The organism is Streptomyces sp. NPDC031274 (assembly GCF_055570235.1).
Window position 1 is genome coordinate 1 of the sequence record NZ_JBVIHP010000037.1, and the last position, 14,060, is coordinate 14,060.

12 protein-coding genes and 3 pseudogenes are annotated in these 14,060 nt (G+C 69.3%); 8 read left to right on the plus strand and 7 right to left on the minus strand.

What is annotated here, in order from left to right; all coding sequences use genetic code 11:
• The first annotated feature begins 698 nt into the window (after window positions 1–698).
• From ACZ5CR_RS39440 to ACZ5CR_RS39450, 3 genes and pseudogenes are all read left to right on the plus strand, one after another.
• Window positions 699–1,091 carry an ATP-binding protein gene (locus ACZ5CR_RS39440; RefSeq protein ID WP_468866919.1) on the plus strand — a complete coding sequence of 131 codons (393 nt, stop codon included), beginning with the start codon at window positions 699–701 and terminating at the stop codon, window positions 1,089–1,091.
• A 30-nt stretch (window positions 1,092–1,121) separates the two neighbouring features.
• Window positions 1,122–1,313: pseudogene (locus ACZ5CR_RS39445) on the plus strand (MFS transporter); the annotation flags it as partial.
• Between the two features lie 196 nt (window positions 1,314–1,509).
• Window positions 1,510–2,763, plus strand: coding sequence for an ISL3 family transposase (locus tag ACZ5CR_RS39450; RefSeq protein WP_468866921.1), 1,254 nt, complete (start codon window positions 1,510–1,512; stop codon window positions 2,761–2,763).
• 400 nt (window positions 2,764–3,163) lie between these two features.
• Here the strand turns inward: ACZ5CR_RS39450 and ACZ5CR_RS39455 are convergent, their stop codons facing one another.
• Window positions 3,164–3,580, minus strand: coding sequence for a nuclear transport factor 2 family protein (locus ACZ5CR_RS39455; RefSeq protein WP_468866923.1), 417 nt, complete (start codon window positions 3,578–3,580; stop codon window positions 3,164–3,166).
• Between the two features lie 72 nt (window positions 3,581–3,652).
• Here ACZ5CR_RS39455 and ACZ5CR_RS39460 point away from each other — a divergent pair, with 72 nt between their 5' ends.
• Window positions 3,653–4,615 (plus strand): helix-turn-helix domain-containing protein, encoded by a 963-nt coding sequence (locus tag ACZ5CR_RS39460; protein ID WP_468866925.1) that lies wholly within the window; start codon window positions 3,653–3,655, stop codon window positions 4,613–4,615.
• Between the two features lie 270 nt (window positions 4,616–4,885).
• Window positions 4,886–5,092, plus strand: coding sequence for a DUF2180 family protein (locus tag ACZ5CR_RS39465; RefSeq protein ID WP_468866928.1), 207 nt, complete (start codon window positions 4,886–4,888; stop codon window positions 5,090–5,092).
• 276 nt (window positions 5,093–5,368) lie between these two features.
• On the opposite strand, the pseudogene ACZ5CR_RS39470 reads toward ACZ5CR_RS39465, so the two are convergent.
• The 5 genes and pseudogenes from ACZ5CR_RS39470 to ACZ5CR_RS39490 all read right to left on the minus strand — a co-directional run.
• A pseudogene (locus ACZ5CR_RS39470) lies at window positions 5,369–5,434 on the minus strand (hypothetical protein); the annotation flags it as partial.
• A gap of 167 nt (window positions 5,435–5,601) precedes the next feature.
• Window positions 5,602–5,649: pseudogene (locus ACZ5CR_RS39475) on the minus strand (hypothetical protein); the annotation flags it as partial.
• Between the two features lie 606 nt (window positions 5,650–6,255).
• Window positions 6,256–6,774 (minus strand): hypothetical protein, encoded by a 519-nt coding sequence (locus ACZ5CR_RS39480; RefSeq protein WP_468866930.1) that lies wholly within the window; start codon window positions 6,772–6,774, stop codon window positions 6,256–6,258.
• 242 nt (window positions 6,775–7,016) lie between these two features.
• Window positions 7,017–8,039 (minus strand): universal stress protein, encoded by a 1,023-nt coding sequence (locus ACZ5CR_RS39485; protein WP_468866931.1) that lies wholly within the window; start codon window positions 8,037–8,039, stop codon window positions 7,017–7,019.
• A 245-nt stretch (window positions 8,040–8,284) separates the two neighbouring features.
• Window positions 8,285–9,148 (minus strand): universal stress protein, encoded by an 864-nt coding sequence (locus tag ACZ5CR_RS39490; RefSeq protein ID WP_468866934.1) that lies wholly within the window; start codon window positions 9,146–9,148, stop codon window positions 8,285–8,287.
• A 173-nt stretch (window positions 9,149–9,321) separates the two neighbouring features.
• On the opposite strand from ACZ5CR_RS39490, the gene ACZ5CR_RS39495 reads away from it, so the two are divergent.
• The 3 genes from ACZ5CR_RS39495 (at window position 9,322) to ACZ5CR_RS39505 (ending at window position 12,977) form a co-directional block, all read left to right on the plus strand.
• Window positions 9,322–9,729 (plus strand): hydrogenase maturation protease, encoded by a 408-nt coding sequence (locus tag ACZ5CR_RS39495; protein WP_468866936.1) that lies wholly within the window; start codon window positions 9,322–9,324, stop codon window positions 9,727–9,729.
• Entirely contained in the window at window positions 9,666–11,036 is a 1,371-nt protein-coding gene (locus tag ACZ5CR_RS39500) for a sensor histidine kinase (protein WP_468867080.1), read from the plus strand. The genes ACZ5CR_RS39495 and ACZ5CR_RS39500 overlap by 64 nt, the downstream gene beginning before the upstream one ends.
• A 210-nt stretch (window positions 11,037–11,246) precedes the next feature.
• Window positions 11,247–12,977 (plus strand): sensor histidine kinase, encoded by a 1,731-nt coding sequence (locus ACZ5CR_RS39505; RefSeq protein ID WP_468866938.1) that lies wholly within the window; start codon window positions 11,247–11,249, stop codon window positions 12,975–12,977.
• Here ACZ5CR_RS39505 and ACZ5CR_RS39510 read toward each other — a convergent pair.
• The gene (locus tag ACZ5CR_RS39510; RefSeq protein WP_468866941.1) at window positions 12,966–13,958 is read right to left on the minus strand and encodes an Acg family FMN-binding oxidoreductase; all 993 of its coding nucleotides are present in this window, start codon (window positions 13,956–13,958) and stop codon (window positions 12,966–12,968) included. The genes ACZ5CR_RS39505 and ACZ5CR_RS39510 overlap by 12 nt on opposite strands.
• Window positions 13,959–14,060: the final 102 nt, after the last annotated feature.

Consider the following 14,060-nt stretch of genomic DNA (forward strand, 5'->3'; position numbering starts at 1 on the left):
CCTGATGGCGCTCGCTCCTCCGTTCTTCCCTCTGGGATCAATCACTTACCTGACGAAACTGCCTACTACGGGAACTGCGTACTACTGGTACTGCCCTACTGCGTACTGCTGGTGTCGCGTACTGCTTGATACTGCTGGTGACCTGGGTAAGCGTCACTCTTCGGCAGCCAGCCCCGTCGCCTCTCCTGCATCTGCTCTGGCTTAGAACCCCACTGCCGAACTTCCCGGTGCGCGCGCCCGCAGCCGACGCCTTCACCAAGGTGCTGCTCACTGGACTTCACTGCTGGGTCCTGCGTACTGCACTTGCGGGTACTGCTCCTGCGTCAACTGCGGTCCTACTGAGCGGCGGCCCCTGATCACTGCGGGCCGCCCGGTCCGGTCGTCAGTCCCGTCGCCGTCCTGCTACCGCTCTGGCTTCGGAACTCCACCACCGCACCGTCCTGCGTACTGCACTTGCGTGTACTGCTGCCCGGCAGTTCGTCTCTGCCGGGCTCTGCTGATCTCGGCTACGAGAGAAACCATAGCCACACCAGCACCCAATGTCTACCCCGGCCGACATAGATTTCTGTGCGCTGGTCGAAGAGATAGTCGACGGCGACCGCGGATGGAGCTTCGAGCGGTTGACGCGCGGCAGGCCGGGGCAGGAGGACCGGTCAGGAAGGACCGGCCGCTGACGACACAGAGACGAGGGTGACCTGATGGACACGATGAGCGTCGACGTCGCAACCGTCCGCTCCGCGGCATCCGTTGCCGGCGCACGCGAGAACACTCGGGCTTTCCTCGCAGGTCTCGTACAGCCTGCGATCGCGGCCGAGACTGCGGAGACCGTGGTCCTGGTCGTCTCGGAGCTCGTCACCAATGCCCTGCGCCACGGTGGGGGTTCTTGCACCCTGGATCTGGCCGCGCACCCGGACAGCATCGCGGTGGCTGTGCATGACGGCAGTCCGCAGGCGCCACGTATGCGGACCCCCGATATGAACGGCGGTACCGGAGGGTTTGGCTGGGCCATGATCAACCACTTGGCCCGGGCCACGGCGGTGACCCGTCAAAAGGTCGGCGGCAAGACCGTTAGTGCCCTTCTCGCCCGGTAGCTCGGCCTGCCGTCCGCAGGTGGTCGCGGCGGGGTGCTCGCCCCGAGCCTCGGATGCGGGATGAGTCTGCCCGCCCTGACCGTCGCCGCGCCCGGGGGCGCCATCGAGGGGAGCACCGGACTCGGCTCAGCCGTCCTGAACTCCGTTCAACAAGTCGGCGGCGCCGTGGGGGTGGCGGTGCTTGTCGCTCTGGCTTCGCGCCGCAGTGACACCCCGGCCGCACAGTAGGCCCCGGCGGTCGCTGCGAGCTGACGAAGACGGCGCCGTTCCGCTGTGGGGGCCGGACCCCTATCCGTGGCTCACGGTGCAAAGTAGCCACTGCCGCGGTGTGATCCACGCCACATGTGATTCCTGTCAGTAATCGGGGCGCTGTTCCGCTCAAGTCACGGAGAGCCAAGCGAACCGACAGGAGCAGCACATGAAGCACCGCATCGTCGTCCTCGGCGCCGGCTATGCCGCGGCCTACGTGGCCGGAACCCTGGCCCGTCGGCTGTCCCCGGAGGACACCGAGATCACCGTGGTCAACGCCGAGCCGGACTTCGTCCAGCGGCTGCGGCTGCACCAGCTCGCGGCCGGCCAGGAGGTCGAGGCTCCGCAGCTCGCCGACGTCTTTGTGGGCACGGGCATACGGCTGCGCTTGGCCCGTGTGACCGCCGTCGACCCCGAGCGCCAGGTCGTCGCCGTGACCGACGCCGAGGGCCGCGGCGAACTCGGCTACGACACGCTCCTCTACGCGCTCGGCAGCCACGCCGCCGACCGCAGCGTCTCCGGAGTGGCCGAGCACGCCTTCGACATCAGCAGTCGTCCGGCGGCGCTGCGCCTGCGTCGTACGTTCGTCGGGCAGGTCAAGGGGCTGACGGTGCGGTACGGGCGGCGAACTCCTCCCTCTCGGAGGGCCCTTGAAGCTGTGGCTGTAGCTCTCGCGGGCCGTTCTGGGTCCCGCTTCGCGAGGGTCTTGTACGGACTCGTCAGCCACACCGCGCTGCTGCGGCTGGTGATGGACTTGCCCGACCCCGACTGGACGGTGCCCAGGGTCTTGGGAGTGGACGATTTCGCCACCCGCCGCGGCCAGCACAACGGCACAGTGCTCATCGACTGCGAAACCGGCCAGCCCCTCGACCTGCTGCCCGGCCGGGACGCGGAGACGCCGGCCTCCTGGCTGCGAGCCCATCCCGGGGCCGAGATCATCTGCCGGACCGGCGCCTACGCCGACGGCGCCCGCACCGGAGCACCGGACGCGGTCCAGGTCGCAGACCGCTTTCACCTGGGGCAGAACCTCGGCACCGCGGTGGAACGCTGCGTGCGCCGCCACCAAGCGTGTTTCCAGGAGGACATCGATGCGGTCGGCGTCGGGGACATCTCCTTCGCCGACACACTTGCTCCGGTGAAGGAGATGCCCCCGATCGAAGCCCGTTTCCGCCTACGGCACGCCACCGTCCACGCCCTGCTCGACCAGGGCCACGGCATCCGGGAGATCGGCCGCGAACTGCACATGGGTGGTAACACCGTCCGCCGGGCCGCCCGCGCGGAGACTCCCGAGCAGATGCTCAACGGGTGGGAAAGGCCACGGCCCAGCCAGCTCCACCCGTTCAAGTCCCACGTCGACAAGCTCTGGGCGAAGGGCTGCACGAACGCCATCCACCTGCACGCCGAACTCCAGAAGCTCGGCTAGCAGGGCAGTTACGCGATCCTGAGCGACTACCTCCGGCCCCGACAGCGACGACGTATCAAGGTCGTCGACCCGGCACCGCCGGGCGCCCGTCAGGTCACCGGCTGGCTGAGGCGCCGCCCTGACCACGCACCGGAACTCCGGGCCCGTCGAAGGCCGGGTCAACCACATCAAAATGATCAAGCGTCAGATGCTCGGACGCGCCAACCCCCCTGCTCCGCAAGCGTGTTCCCCTCACAGCCCTCCATCGGCCACCTGTCAGCGGCCAGTCGGATCTCCCCGCAGGAGGCTGGTTGGCGGGGAGGGATCTGGCCGTCAGTGATCACTCAGTGTTGTGGCTGTCGAAGATGGGCGGCCTCCTGGCCGTTAGCCCAGGCACGTCCGCGGGTCGGATCGGGGACAATTAACGTGGTACTTGGTCGAAGACCATGCGCAGACCGCGGGCTGTGTCCACGTACTCGCGGACCCGGTGGATCAGTTCACCCTGGAGTTCGATGACGAAGCAGTACTCGTTGCTGTACGGCTTGCCGTTGGAGAGCGTCGCCGTCATGGCCGCCTCCACGGCGGCCCGCTCGCCGTCGACGTAAATCCCGTGGAAGGTGACCGCGACGTCACGCGCGTACAAGCGGGGGAAGTCCTGGGCCCAGAAGTGCACGATCGCCTCCCTGCCCACCATGTGGTGGGTCCTCCCGAGCGCGACGGCAGTGGCGTTCCCAGGGGGCGACAGCCATTCGGCGTTCTCGGTGAGGACCGCGGAGATCCGGTCCGGGTCGTTACTGGCGAGCGCCTGGAAGGCGGTCTGGATGATGTGGTGGCTCATGAACCCACGGTCACCTTCCGTGCCTGGTGGCGTATTGGATAAATGTTCCCTTCAGTACCCGCTTAGAATGGAATGGTGCGATCTACGCGATCCCCCGTGCGCGAGCGTGAGGCGGTAGCCAGATGGGACGTTGCGATACCGTCGCTGCCCAGCCGAACAGTCGGCGTCAGCCTGGCCGGATTCCGCGATCGCACCGGCGGCCCGGTCGATATGCGGGTGGTCCCGCACCCGGCCGTCACGCTGGTCGTGGATTTCGGTGATGGTCTGCTCGTCGTGGATACCGCTACGGGCCAGCAGCAGCTGACAAGCCTTGTCGCCGGGTTCACGCACGGCGCTCTTCGCGTGCGGGGCGAGAACACGGCGTGCGTGGAGGTGCGCCTGTCCCCGATGGTTGCGTACGCGGTGCTGGGCACCTCCCCGGTGGAGCTGGAACATGGGGTGGTGAGCCTCGATGACCTGTGGGGCCGGGACGCGTCACAGATCCGGGAGCAACTCAGCGAAACCCGCTCGTGGCAGGGCCGTTTCACCCTGACGGACACCCTGCTCGCCTGCCGGGGAGAGGAGGGGCCATCCGTGGATCCCCAGGTGGCCTGGTCCTGGGACCGGATCGTCGGCAGCCGCGGCCGGGTCCGGATCGACGAGCTGGCGGCCGAGGTCGGGTGGAGCCGCAAGCGCCTGTGGTCCAGGTTCCGGGCGCAGACCGGTCTCCCGCCCAAGCGCGCCGCGAAGCTGGTCCGCTTCGACCATGCCGCTCACCGCCTGGCGGCGGGCGAGGACGCGGCCCGGATCGCAGCGGACAGCGGCTACGTCGACCAGTCTCACCTGCATCGCGACGTCCTGGAGTTCACCGGGGTGACTCCAGCGACCGTAGCCCGCGAGCCAGGGCTGGCAGTAGACAACATCGCGTGGGCGGACACGGCATCAGCGAGACCGACCGACACCCCGACCCACACACGCACCGCTCGGCACGCGCGCAAGGGTGGCATCAACTCCGAGGAGCACAACCTGAGTTCCCGCACTGACTACCGTCCGTGAGATCGGAACTGGCCGTACGTGGGGAATTCACTCTGGCCGCTGACAGCCACCACGCACAGTGACCTATCAGAGGGCCGGTGATCGTCCTCACGGGGTATGTGCCTGACCCCAACCGTTACCCACGAAGCCGAGCTCGGCCGTACCGCGTTTCCCGTACCCGCACAGGGGCCGGATGTCCCTCGGAAGGGCCCGGGTGGCCCACAGCGCCCCCGGGTGCGCACCGGCAGGATGAAACGAACGCAAGAGCATCATGGGTTGAGGTGGATTGTCATGAGGTGCTACGACTGCGCAAAGACGGGCGAGACGGTCCAGTCTGTCGCTGTCTGCCGTCGCTGCGGGTGCGGGTCGTGCATGGAACATGTGCGCGTCACCGGTGAGGAAGCACGCCGTTCGGCGGGCATGGGGGTCAGCCACGGTTCGAGAAGCGCGCGTCACATGACCTGTGTCGTCTGCCACGAGGCGGAGTCGCCCAACTAGGACTTGAGGGACTGGCGGCCGTACGTTGCGCCGTATCCGTCGTGAACCAGCGCGTGTACGCCTTCGAGGGCGGTGACCAGCAGATGAAGATGATCGGTCTGTTGCACGTGCCTCGTTGAAGGCCGCCAGCGCGTTCAATGCGCGGTTTTGGTGGTCATGCCTGGCCTCCGGTTGCCTCAGCGGACCAGGACGTGCCCTGACGTGCCCTCCGTAGCGAGGTACGACCGTGGTCCATCCGAGCTTGTGGTCGATGCGGTCGCCCAGCGCTTCGGCGGCCTCCGGTTCTCCGTGCACCAGATAGGTGGTGTGTGGGGGTGGCGCTTCGCGCAGCCAGTCGACCATCTGTCCGGCGTCGGCATGGGCCGAGAAGGTGGGGGAGGTTCGCCTCCTCGGCGCGGACAGGTACGTATTCGCCGAACATCTTCAGGACCTTGGCGCCGTCGACGAGGTCCCGGGGCCCGGGTGCCCTGCGCCGCGAATTCGACCACGATCACGGTGTTGCGGGGGTCGGGCAGCAGGCGGTCCAGAGGGTGCAGGACACGACCGCCGGTGGCCATGCTTGAGGCCGAGACCGATCACCGATGGCGCCGCGGAGCGGCTGAAGTCGATCGACTCCTGCCCGGACCGGACCGTGAGGAAGGGATCGGGGGAGATCGCCGACGCCCCGGCCGCGCGTACCTCGGGACGCAGCTCGGACGACTTGGCCGCGATTCCGTCCCGGTTGACGTCCTACGCAGGCAGCGCCATGGGGCTGTCGCCGTAGACCGGCACGTTCTCCGGGAGCAGGCGCGCCTGCGGCGCAGCTCGGCCAGTTCGTGGAGGAGGACCTCGGTCCGGTCGAGCGCGAACGCCGGGATGACTGCGGTACCCCCGTGGGCGAATGTGCGGGTCAGTACGTCGGCCAGGCTCTCCCGCCCGGCGGCGTCTTCGTGGCTGCGGTTTCCGTATGTCGATTCCAGGAGCAGCACATCAGCACCGGAGAAACACGGAGATTCGGCAGGCGTGAGCGTGAGCGTGAGCGCGGGCGTGGGCGTGGGCGCCCCTTGGGCCCTCACCGTGAAGTGAACTTCAACGGTTTCCTTGGCGAGGATCACTCCCGTCTCGCCCCCAGATTGATCCCGAATCCGCCACCGTCACGTACCTCTCGCCAGCGGCGCGGTCCGCTACTTCGCCGAATCCGTCCGGATGCCCGAGATGTTCATGGTCGCGATGTCCGACTGAACGCTCAGGTAGCTGTGATGGACCCGGTGCTGTCGGTCGTGCCACGTCAGCGTGACGCGCGTCCAGCAGTGGCCCATGCCGCTGTCCTGATAGGTCACCTTCCACGCGCTCGGTACGCCCTTGGCCTGAAGGACCCCGTCTCGGTGGTGCGTTGACTCCCAGCGGGCCAGGCTCTTGCGCAGACCGGCGGTGAGGTAGTGGTGGCGCAGGCTGTTCGCCAGGGGGCCACGGCCGGAGTCGTGCAGTACATCGATGTACGTGCCGTAGAAGTTCGCGACGTGATCGACGGTCGACGCGGGACTTCCGCTGCGTGCAGGAACAGTTCCCGGACTGGCAGTTCCCAGACTGGCCGACCGGGTGTCCGTCACTCCGGAACTCGCGCTCGCCACCGGTACGGCCAGGGCGAGCAGGAGAACCGATGCGGCCGACGTGACGCGTCGTGCCCTCGGATATGTGGTCATGGTGTCCCTCCCTCATCACTGCCATTGCACCGCTGCCCGGGCACTTCCCACAGGGGCCAAGCGGGGCTGCGGCCGGGGCTGTTCGGCCCCGGCCCGCCGTCAGCACCGACCTCCGGCGCTCAGGGACGTCGAGTCCCTGTCTACGCGAGTCGGCAAGCAGCGAACTGGCGAGACGACGTCGACAGGTGTCGCCCCACGCGTTGTGCAGACGCTGGTGCTCTGGTGCTCTGGTGCTCTGGTGCTCAGCCGTCGTCGTCAGGTCCGCGCCGACCTGGTCGCCGAGCCGTGAAAGAGGCGAGCGGGCGGGCATAACGCCCGACGGCCGCACGTACCCCGTGGGACAGCCGACTGATGCCCGGCCCCCCGTGTGTCTGGCGGTGCATGCCCAGCCGGGGAACGGCGATGACCGAGCACTGGGCGTGACGAACCGCGCGGGAGACGACTGAGCCGCGCAGCAAGCCGGTCATACCGTGACCATGGGAGCCCACGATGAGGGCGAGCGCGTGTACGGACTCCTCGGCCAGTACCGCCACCGGGTGACCGCGCAGCACCGCGTGGTGCACTTCCACATCCGGGTATGTGATGCGCCAGCCCGCCACCATGTCCGAGAGCAGTCGGCGGCATTCGCGGACGGCAGCCCCTTCGTCCAGGACGCCGAGGAGCGGAGGACGCCATACGTACAGCAGCCGCAGCGCCGCACCGCGCCGGGCGGCTTCCTCGAAGGCGTGGATGACGGCGGCCGCAGAATGACGACGGCCGTCCCAACCGACGTTCACCCCCACGACGAAGAACGGTGGCCGTCGACCGATGAACTCGCGATCGCGCACCACCACCACCGGACAGCTGGCGTGCGCTACGACCGGCAGTGCGACTGAGCCCGCGCCGAACGGTCCCTCTCGCCTGCGCAGCCGCCGCGAACCGAGCACTATGGCCGCAGCCGTGCGGGCCTGTTGACGCAGAACCGGCACAGGCGCCCCTGCGGTGAGCAGCGTGGAGACCTCCACCTGAGAGTGACGATGCCGCACGAAGGCGACAGCCTCACGGAGGGTCCGCTCCGCAGCACTGAGCGGGTCATCGGTCTGCTGGATTCCAGGAAGACGCGTGGGCCCGGGCGTGCGTCGGTGAGCAGGTTCCCTCTTGGCGGAGACCAGGCGCAGAGGAAGGTGGCGCCGCTGTGCGTCGTCGGCTGCCCACGCCAAAGCCACCCGGCAGGTCGGATCGGCATCGATGCCGACCACGATGAATGGGTGTACCGGAGCTGTCATCGGCTCCTCCGTGGTCGCCTCGACACCGGATCCGACCACTGCGTCTGTGTCCGCGCAGGGACGCGGGCCCTTGCTGCCGAGTGGCCGTTCGGTGTACCACCACGACGGTGGCGAGAACCGCCAGGACGAGGGCGACGATGGTGCGGGTCGGCGGCACCGATGATGCCCCGCGCCGCACAACCTCGGTCGGACGCAGACACAGGTGTCTCCCGCCTCTCGGTGGGCGGGGACGTACGCCCGGGAGATCAGGCGTGGGGGACTACGGCCACCGGGCAGGCCGCGTGGTGCAGCACCGCGTGGTTGACCGGTCCGAGCTGCATGCCGACGTGCCCCTTCCTGCGCCGGGCGCCGACCACCAGGAGATCCGCCGTGCGGGAGGCGGCCAGGAGCGCCGTGCGCGCACGGCCTTCGCCGATCTCGCGGCGCACCGTGATCTCGGGATGGGTACCCGCTACGGTCCGCAAGGCATCGTCGACCTGTGCCTGGGCGCGCTGCTGATGTTCGTCGTGCACCATCACGGGGATGTCGGGGGCCTCCCTGGCCGGGCAGCGCCAGGCGTGGACGACGGTGAGGGACGCGTTGAGTGCTTGTGCTTCGCGGAAGGCGAAGTCCGCTGCGGCGCCTGCCTCTTGGGGGTCGTCGATGCCGAGGACGATGGTGCGAAGGCCGCTCTTGGGCCTCTCTCCGTGGCCGCGCACGACGATCACCGGCGACGTGGCGTGCGCGGCGACGGACAGACTGACGGAACCGAGCAGCACCTCGGCGAGTTCGCCGCGTCCCCGGCTGCCGACGACGACCGCGCCCGCGTCGGAACTGAGTCGTACGAGCGCGAGGGCCGGATCCTCGGGGAGGATCTCACTGGTCACCTTCACCGAGGCCCGGCGCCGCAGGGCGCGCTCGATCGCGGATGCCGCGATGTGGTCCGAAAGGACTTTCACGGAGGGCTGGTTGATATCGAAGGATGGTTCGTGCCCCTCGTACCACTCCCACCTCGACGCATGGACGACACGCAGCGGCACACCGTGAGCCGCGGCCTCGTCCACCGCCCAGTCCAGTGCACCCAGGCTCTGATCCGAGCCGTCGACCCCGACGATCAGGGGCTTGTCCACGGTGCCACCACCCTCCAGCGTGCCCCCGGCGGGGACTCTGCTTCGGACGGTTCCACCGAGCGAGAGGGCCCGGGAGGGGCGAACCGGCCCCAGTAGGGGACATTCGGCCCCTGGCGAGCCAGCCGCGGCATTCGCACAGTGGCAGCACGCACGACCCTGCGGAAGGAGGCGCGATGCCCGCGCGGACGCACATCGCGGTGATCGGCGTCGGCAACGAGTTCCGGCGTGACGACGGCGTGGGCTGGGCCGTGATCGCCCGGCTCCGTGAGCGGACCGGCGACCGGCCCCTGCCCACGGGCACGACGCTGGCCACCTGCGACGGTGACCCCGCTCGCCTGATCGGCCTGTGGGAGGAAGCGGATCTCGCGGTGGTCGTCGACGCCGCACACGCGCATCCCGCACACCCCGGAACCGTCCACCGGATGGCCCTCGACGCCGACGGCCTCGAGCGGCCTCGGACCACCAGCTCGCACGGGCTCGGGCTCGGCGAAGCCGTCTCACCGTCGGGCTCGTCACCCTGCTGGCCCTCGCCTGCCTCGTCGTCGGGATCACCACCGCCCTCGCCCTGCGAGGCTTCCTGATCGGGCGCCTGGACGAGCAGCTCACCGCGTCCGGCGGCCGGTTCGCGGCCAGCCTGGAACACGAGACCACCCCCGACGCCGACAACCGCCCGGACACCCGAGGCCAGGCCGAATCGACCTTCGGCGCCCGCCTCCTGGACGACACCGTCACCCAGGCCGCCGTCGTCGACGACGCCACCGACCGCCCCCTCCAACTCACCCCCGAAGACCGTCACACCCTGGCGGGGATCCCCGTGGACGGAAACGGGCACAGCATCCGCCTCTCCACATCCGCGGGCAGGTATCGAGTCATGGCTGTCCCGGGCGACGACCAGGACACCCTGATCACGGGCCTGCCCCTGCACCCGGTGGAAGAGACCGTCCACCGCCTCGAAGCGGTCGAAGCGGTGCTGTTCGGTGCGGCCCTCGTGGCCACCGGCATCGCGGGGGCCCTGTGGGTGCGGATCTCCCTGCGCCCGCTCCAGAAGGTCACCGCCCGTGCGGCGGAGGTCGCCCGGCTGCCGCTCGCCAGCGGCGAGATCACCATGCCCGGCCCCCTCTCCGACACCGACCCGCGCACCGAGGTCGGCCGGGTCGGTACCGCCCTCAACCACATGCTCGGCCACGTCGAAGACGCCCTCACCCGGCGCCAGGACAGCGAGGAGCGCCTTCGGCACTTTGCCGCCGACGCAAGCCACGAACTGCGTACCCCCGTGGCCAACATCCGCGGCCACGCCGAACTCGCCCTGCGCCACCGCGGACCCGTGCCCACCGAAGTCCGCCACGCCCTGGAACGCATCGGCAGCGAATCCCGGCGCATGACCCGCCTCGTCGACGACCTGCTCCTTCTCGCCCGCCTGGACGCCGGACGGCCCCTCGAACACGAACGGGTCGACCTGACCCTGCTGATCCTGAACGCGACGGACGACGCCCGCGCCGCCGGAGCCGGCCACCACTGGCTCCTCGACCTCCCCGAAGAACCGGTCACCGTCACCGGCGACGCCCACCGCCTCCAGCAGGCCATCGGGAACCTCCTCGCCAACGCTCGTACCCACACCCCGCCGGGCACCGATGTGGCCGTCACCCTCACCACGGAACACACCACCGTCCGCGTGGACGTGAGTGACAACGGTCCCGGCATCCCCGAGGAACTCCAACCCGAAGTCTTCGGCCGGTTCGTCCGCGCCGACCACGCCCGCTCTCGCAGCACCGGAAGCACCGGGCTGGGCCTCGCCATCGTCCACGCCGTCATCACCGCCCACGGCGGAACCGCTGCGGTGACCAGCCGCCCCGGACGCACCACCTTCCGTCTCATGCTCCCCGGGTGATCCGTCAGTTGTGCGGAACGATCGCGACCGGGCCCTTGGCGTGCTGGATCACCGAGTGCGTGGTCGGTCCGACCCGCCACCCGACGTGTACGAATATTGGCCATGGATCCACTGTCCGTACGAGCGAGGCCCCGTCCGGCCGCTCAGCTACTACGGTGGGACTGAGGAGCGCGATGCGCTGCACCTTGTCTGCATCAGCTGGAGGTAGCTATGAGCGGAGAAGGACGCAACGGCTCCGAGCCGCATCTGCCCAAGCTACGCCTTGACGAGTTGCTCGATGAGCTGCAGTCGCGGATCGATGCGGCGCGCGGCACGCAGGACCGGGTGCACAACCTGCTGGAGGCGGTGCTGTCAGTCGGGCGGGAGCTGGATCTGCCGCACGTGCTGCGGCGCATCGTCGAAGCTGCCGTGGTGCTGGTGGACGCCGAGTACGGGGCGTTGGGCGTGATCGGGGACGACAGTCGGCTGTCGGAGTTCCTGACGGTGGGGATCGATGAGGAGCGCAGCGCGGAGATCGGCGACCTGCCGAGTGGCCACGGCATCCTCGGCGAGCTGATCCGGCACCCCGAGCCGCTGCGGGTGCCGGAACTGTCGGAGCACCCCTCCTCGTACGGTTTTCCGGCCCGCCATCCGCCGATGCACTCCTTCCTGGGAGTGCCCATCCGGGTGCGGGACCGGGTGTTCGGCAATATCTACCTCACCGAGAAGCGCGGCGCCGCGGAGTTCGGCGCCGAGGACGAGGCAGTACTGTCCACGCTCGCCGTTGCTGCCGGGGTAGCCATTGAGAACGCGCGGCTGTACGAGGAGACCCGGCTGCGGGAGCGGTGGATGCGGGCCAGTGCGCAGGTCACGAGCACGTTGCTGTCAGGCGCTCCCAGTGCCGAGGTTCTGGAGCTGATCGTCGAGCAGGCCAGAGAGATCGGCTCGGCCGATGTGGGGATGATCGCGGAGTACGTGTTGGGGGCGGACGAGCTACGGCCGCTGGTCGCGGTCGGGGAGGACGCGGAGCGGCGCAGCGGGCTGGTTCTCTCCGCTCAGGAGGGGTTCGTCGGCGCGGTGCTCACCACGGCGGAGCCGGTGGTGAGCACCGACATAGAGCACGACGCCCGCACCGGAGAGCGGGATTCGAAGTGGGCTGGGCTCGGGCCGGTCGTCGCAGTGCCGCTGGGGGCGGGAGGCAAGGCCCGTGGGGTGTTGCTGTTGGGGCGTCTGGCGGGCCGTACGCCGTTCACCGACGCCGCCACCGGGCCGCTGCTCGGTTTCGCGGGCCAGGCGGCGCTGGCACTGGAGCTGGCTGAGCGGCGCCGGGACGCGGAGCAGATCACGCTGCTCCAGGACCGCGACCGGATCGCACGCGATCTGCACGATCTGGCGATCCAGCGGCTCTTCGCGGCCGGTATGACCCTGCAGAGCACCCAGCGCTTCGTGGACCACCCCGAGGCCACCGAACGGCTGTCGCGGACCGTCGACGACCTCGACGACACCATCAAGATCATTCGGTCCACCATTTTCGGGCTGCGCTCGCATGGGGGAGGGGGCAAGGAGGACAGCGGCCTGCGAGGCAGGGTGTCCGCACTGGTGCAGGCCTCCGCCTCCTCGTTCGGCTTCGCTCCCGCGCTGCGGATCGAGGGCCTTGTCGACACGGACGTCCCCGGCGAAGTCGCGGATCATGCGCTCGCGGTGCTCGGCGAGGCGCTCAGCAACGCGGCCCGGCACTCGAGGGCACGGTCTGTGGACATCCATCTGCGGTGTGCTGAAGGGGAGTTGACGCTGAGTGTGGCGGACGACGGGTGCGGGCTGCCTGATGGGGTGGAACGCAGCGGGCTGAAGAACCTGGAGGACCGGGCCCGCGCACTGGGGGGTGTGATGAGGCTCGGTGAGCGGCCGGGGGGCGGCGGAACCTGTCTCGTGTGGCGCGTGCCAACAGGTTCAGGGAACTGAAGGCGCGCCGTCAGCGAGTACCTGTCGAGCCGCGCGACGCGGGGAGGGAGGCCCCTGCGGGCCGTACCCCAGGCGGACCACCATCTGAGCGTGTCCGTGCCAGTCGCTGGGCAGCGGCATGATCTGTTCCCGCAGGTCGGGCCATTCCAATGCCTGATGAAGGAGCGACGCCCGCAGGCCGTGGGCGGTGGCTACGAGCAGTACGCGCTCGAGAGCCTGGCCGGCCCGCAGCCAGTCGGCCCGGCGGTCGTGGCCGGTGGACAGTACAGCGATCGTCGGCCGTTTCTCGAAGGGCCGGGCAGACAGGACGGACGTATGCCGGTGGGCGCCGAAGTCCCGCATCGGGAGCAGTTCTCGGACGTCCTGATGTCCCCATGCCTCCGGCGGCATCCCAAGGTCCGTGAGGCCCGGTTCACGCACCCAGCGGCGACTTTCCGATGCCCTGTCGGGATCGGCGCTGTTGCGGTGCTCGGCCTCGCCTGTGATCTGCAGCAGACGGTCGGTTTCGCCTGTCGCGGGGCGGCTCAGAAGCGCGCCTTCGACGTGGGCGGCCTCCGAGAGTTCGGCGCGCACGCTCTCGGGCAGCGGTCGGCCCGAGAAGGGGAACCGGCTGCTGTGCCGACGCCACAGGGCTTCGTACAGGCGCGTGTTCAGGGAATTCCTGGCTCCGCCGCCGAGCCGTACGGTCGCCAGCAGGTCGGGCTCATCGGGCTTGGGCAGCACGCGAGGCACCGGTTCCCAGCCGAATCGCGCCACCGCCACCCGCAGGTTGAAGAGTGCGCAACCGGCGGAGAGGTGCAGGGCGCGCCCGGTCGGGTCGGTGTGCCGCAGGCCGCGGTCCGCGGCGGCGCGGATCTCCAGCGTGAGGGTGTCCGGGTCGAGCCGGAAGCGCCAGGGCTGGGTGTTGTGGATCGAGGGGGCGGCCACAGCGGCGGAGACGAGCGTCTCCAGGGTCGGAACATCGAGAGTCGGAGACTTCATCGCGAACCCCTCCCCGCCCGGCGCCGAGGGGGCGCGGGCTTTTCGGTAACCGCTCCCATCGTGCGGTTGGCGAGGGCGATGGAAGGAGGGGCCGGACGGCCT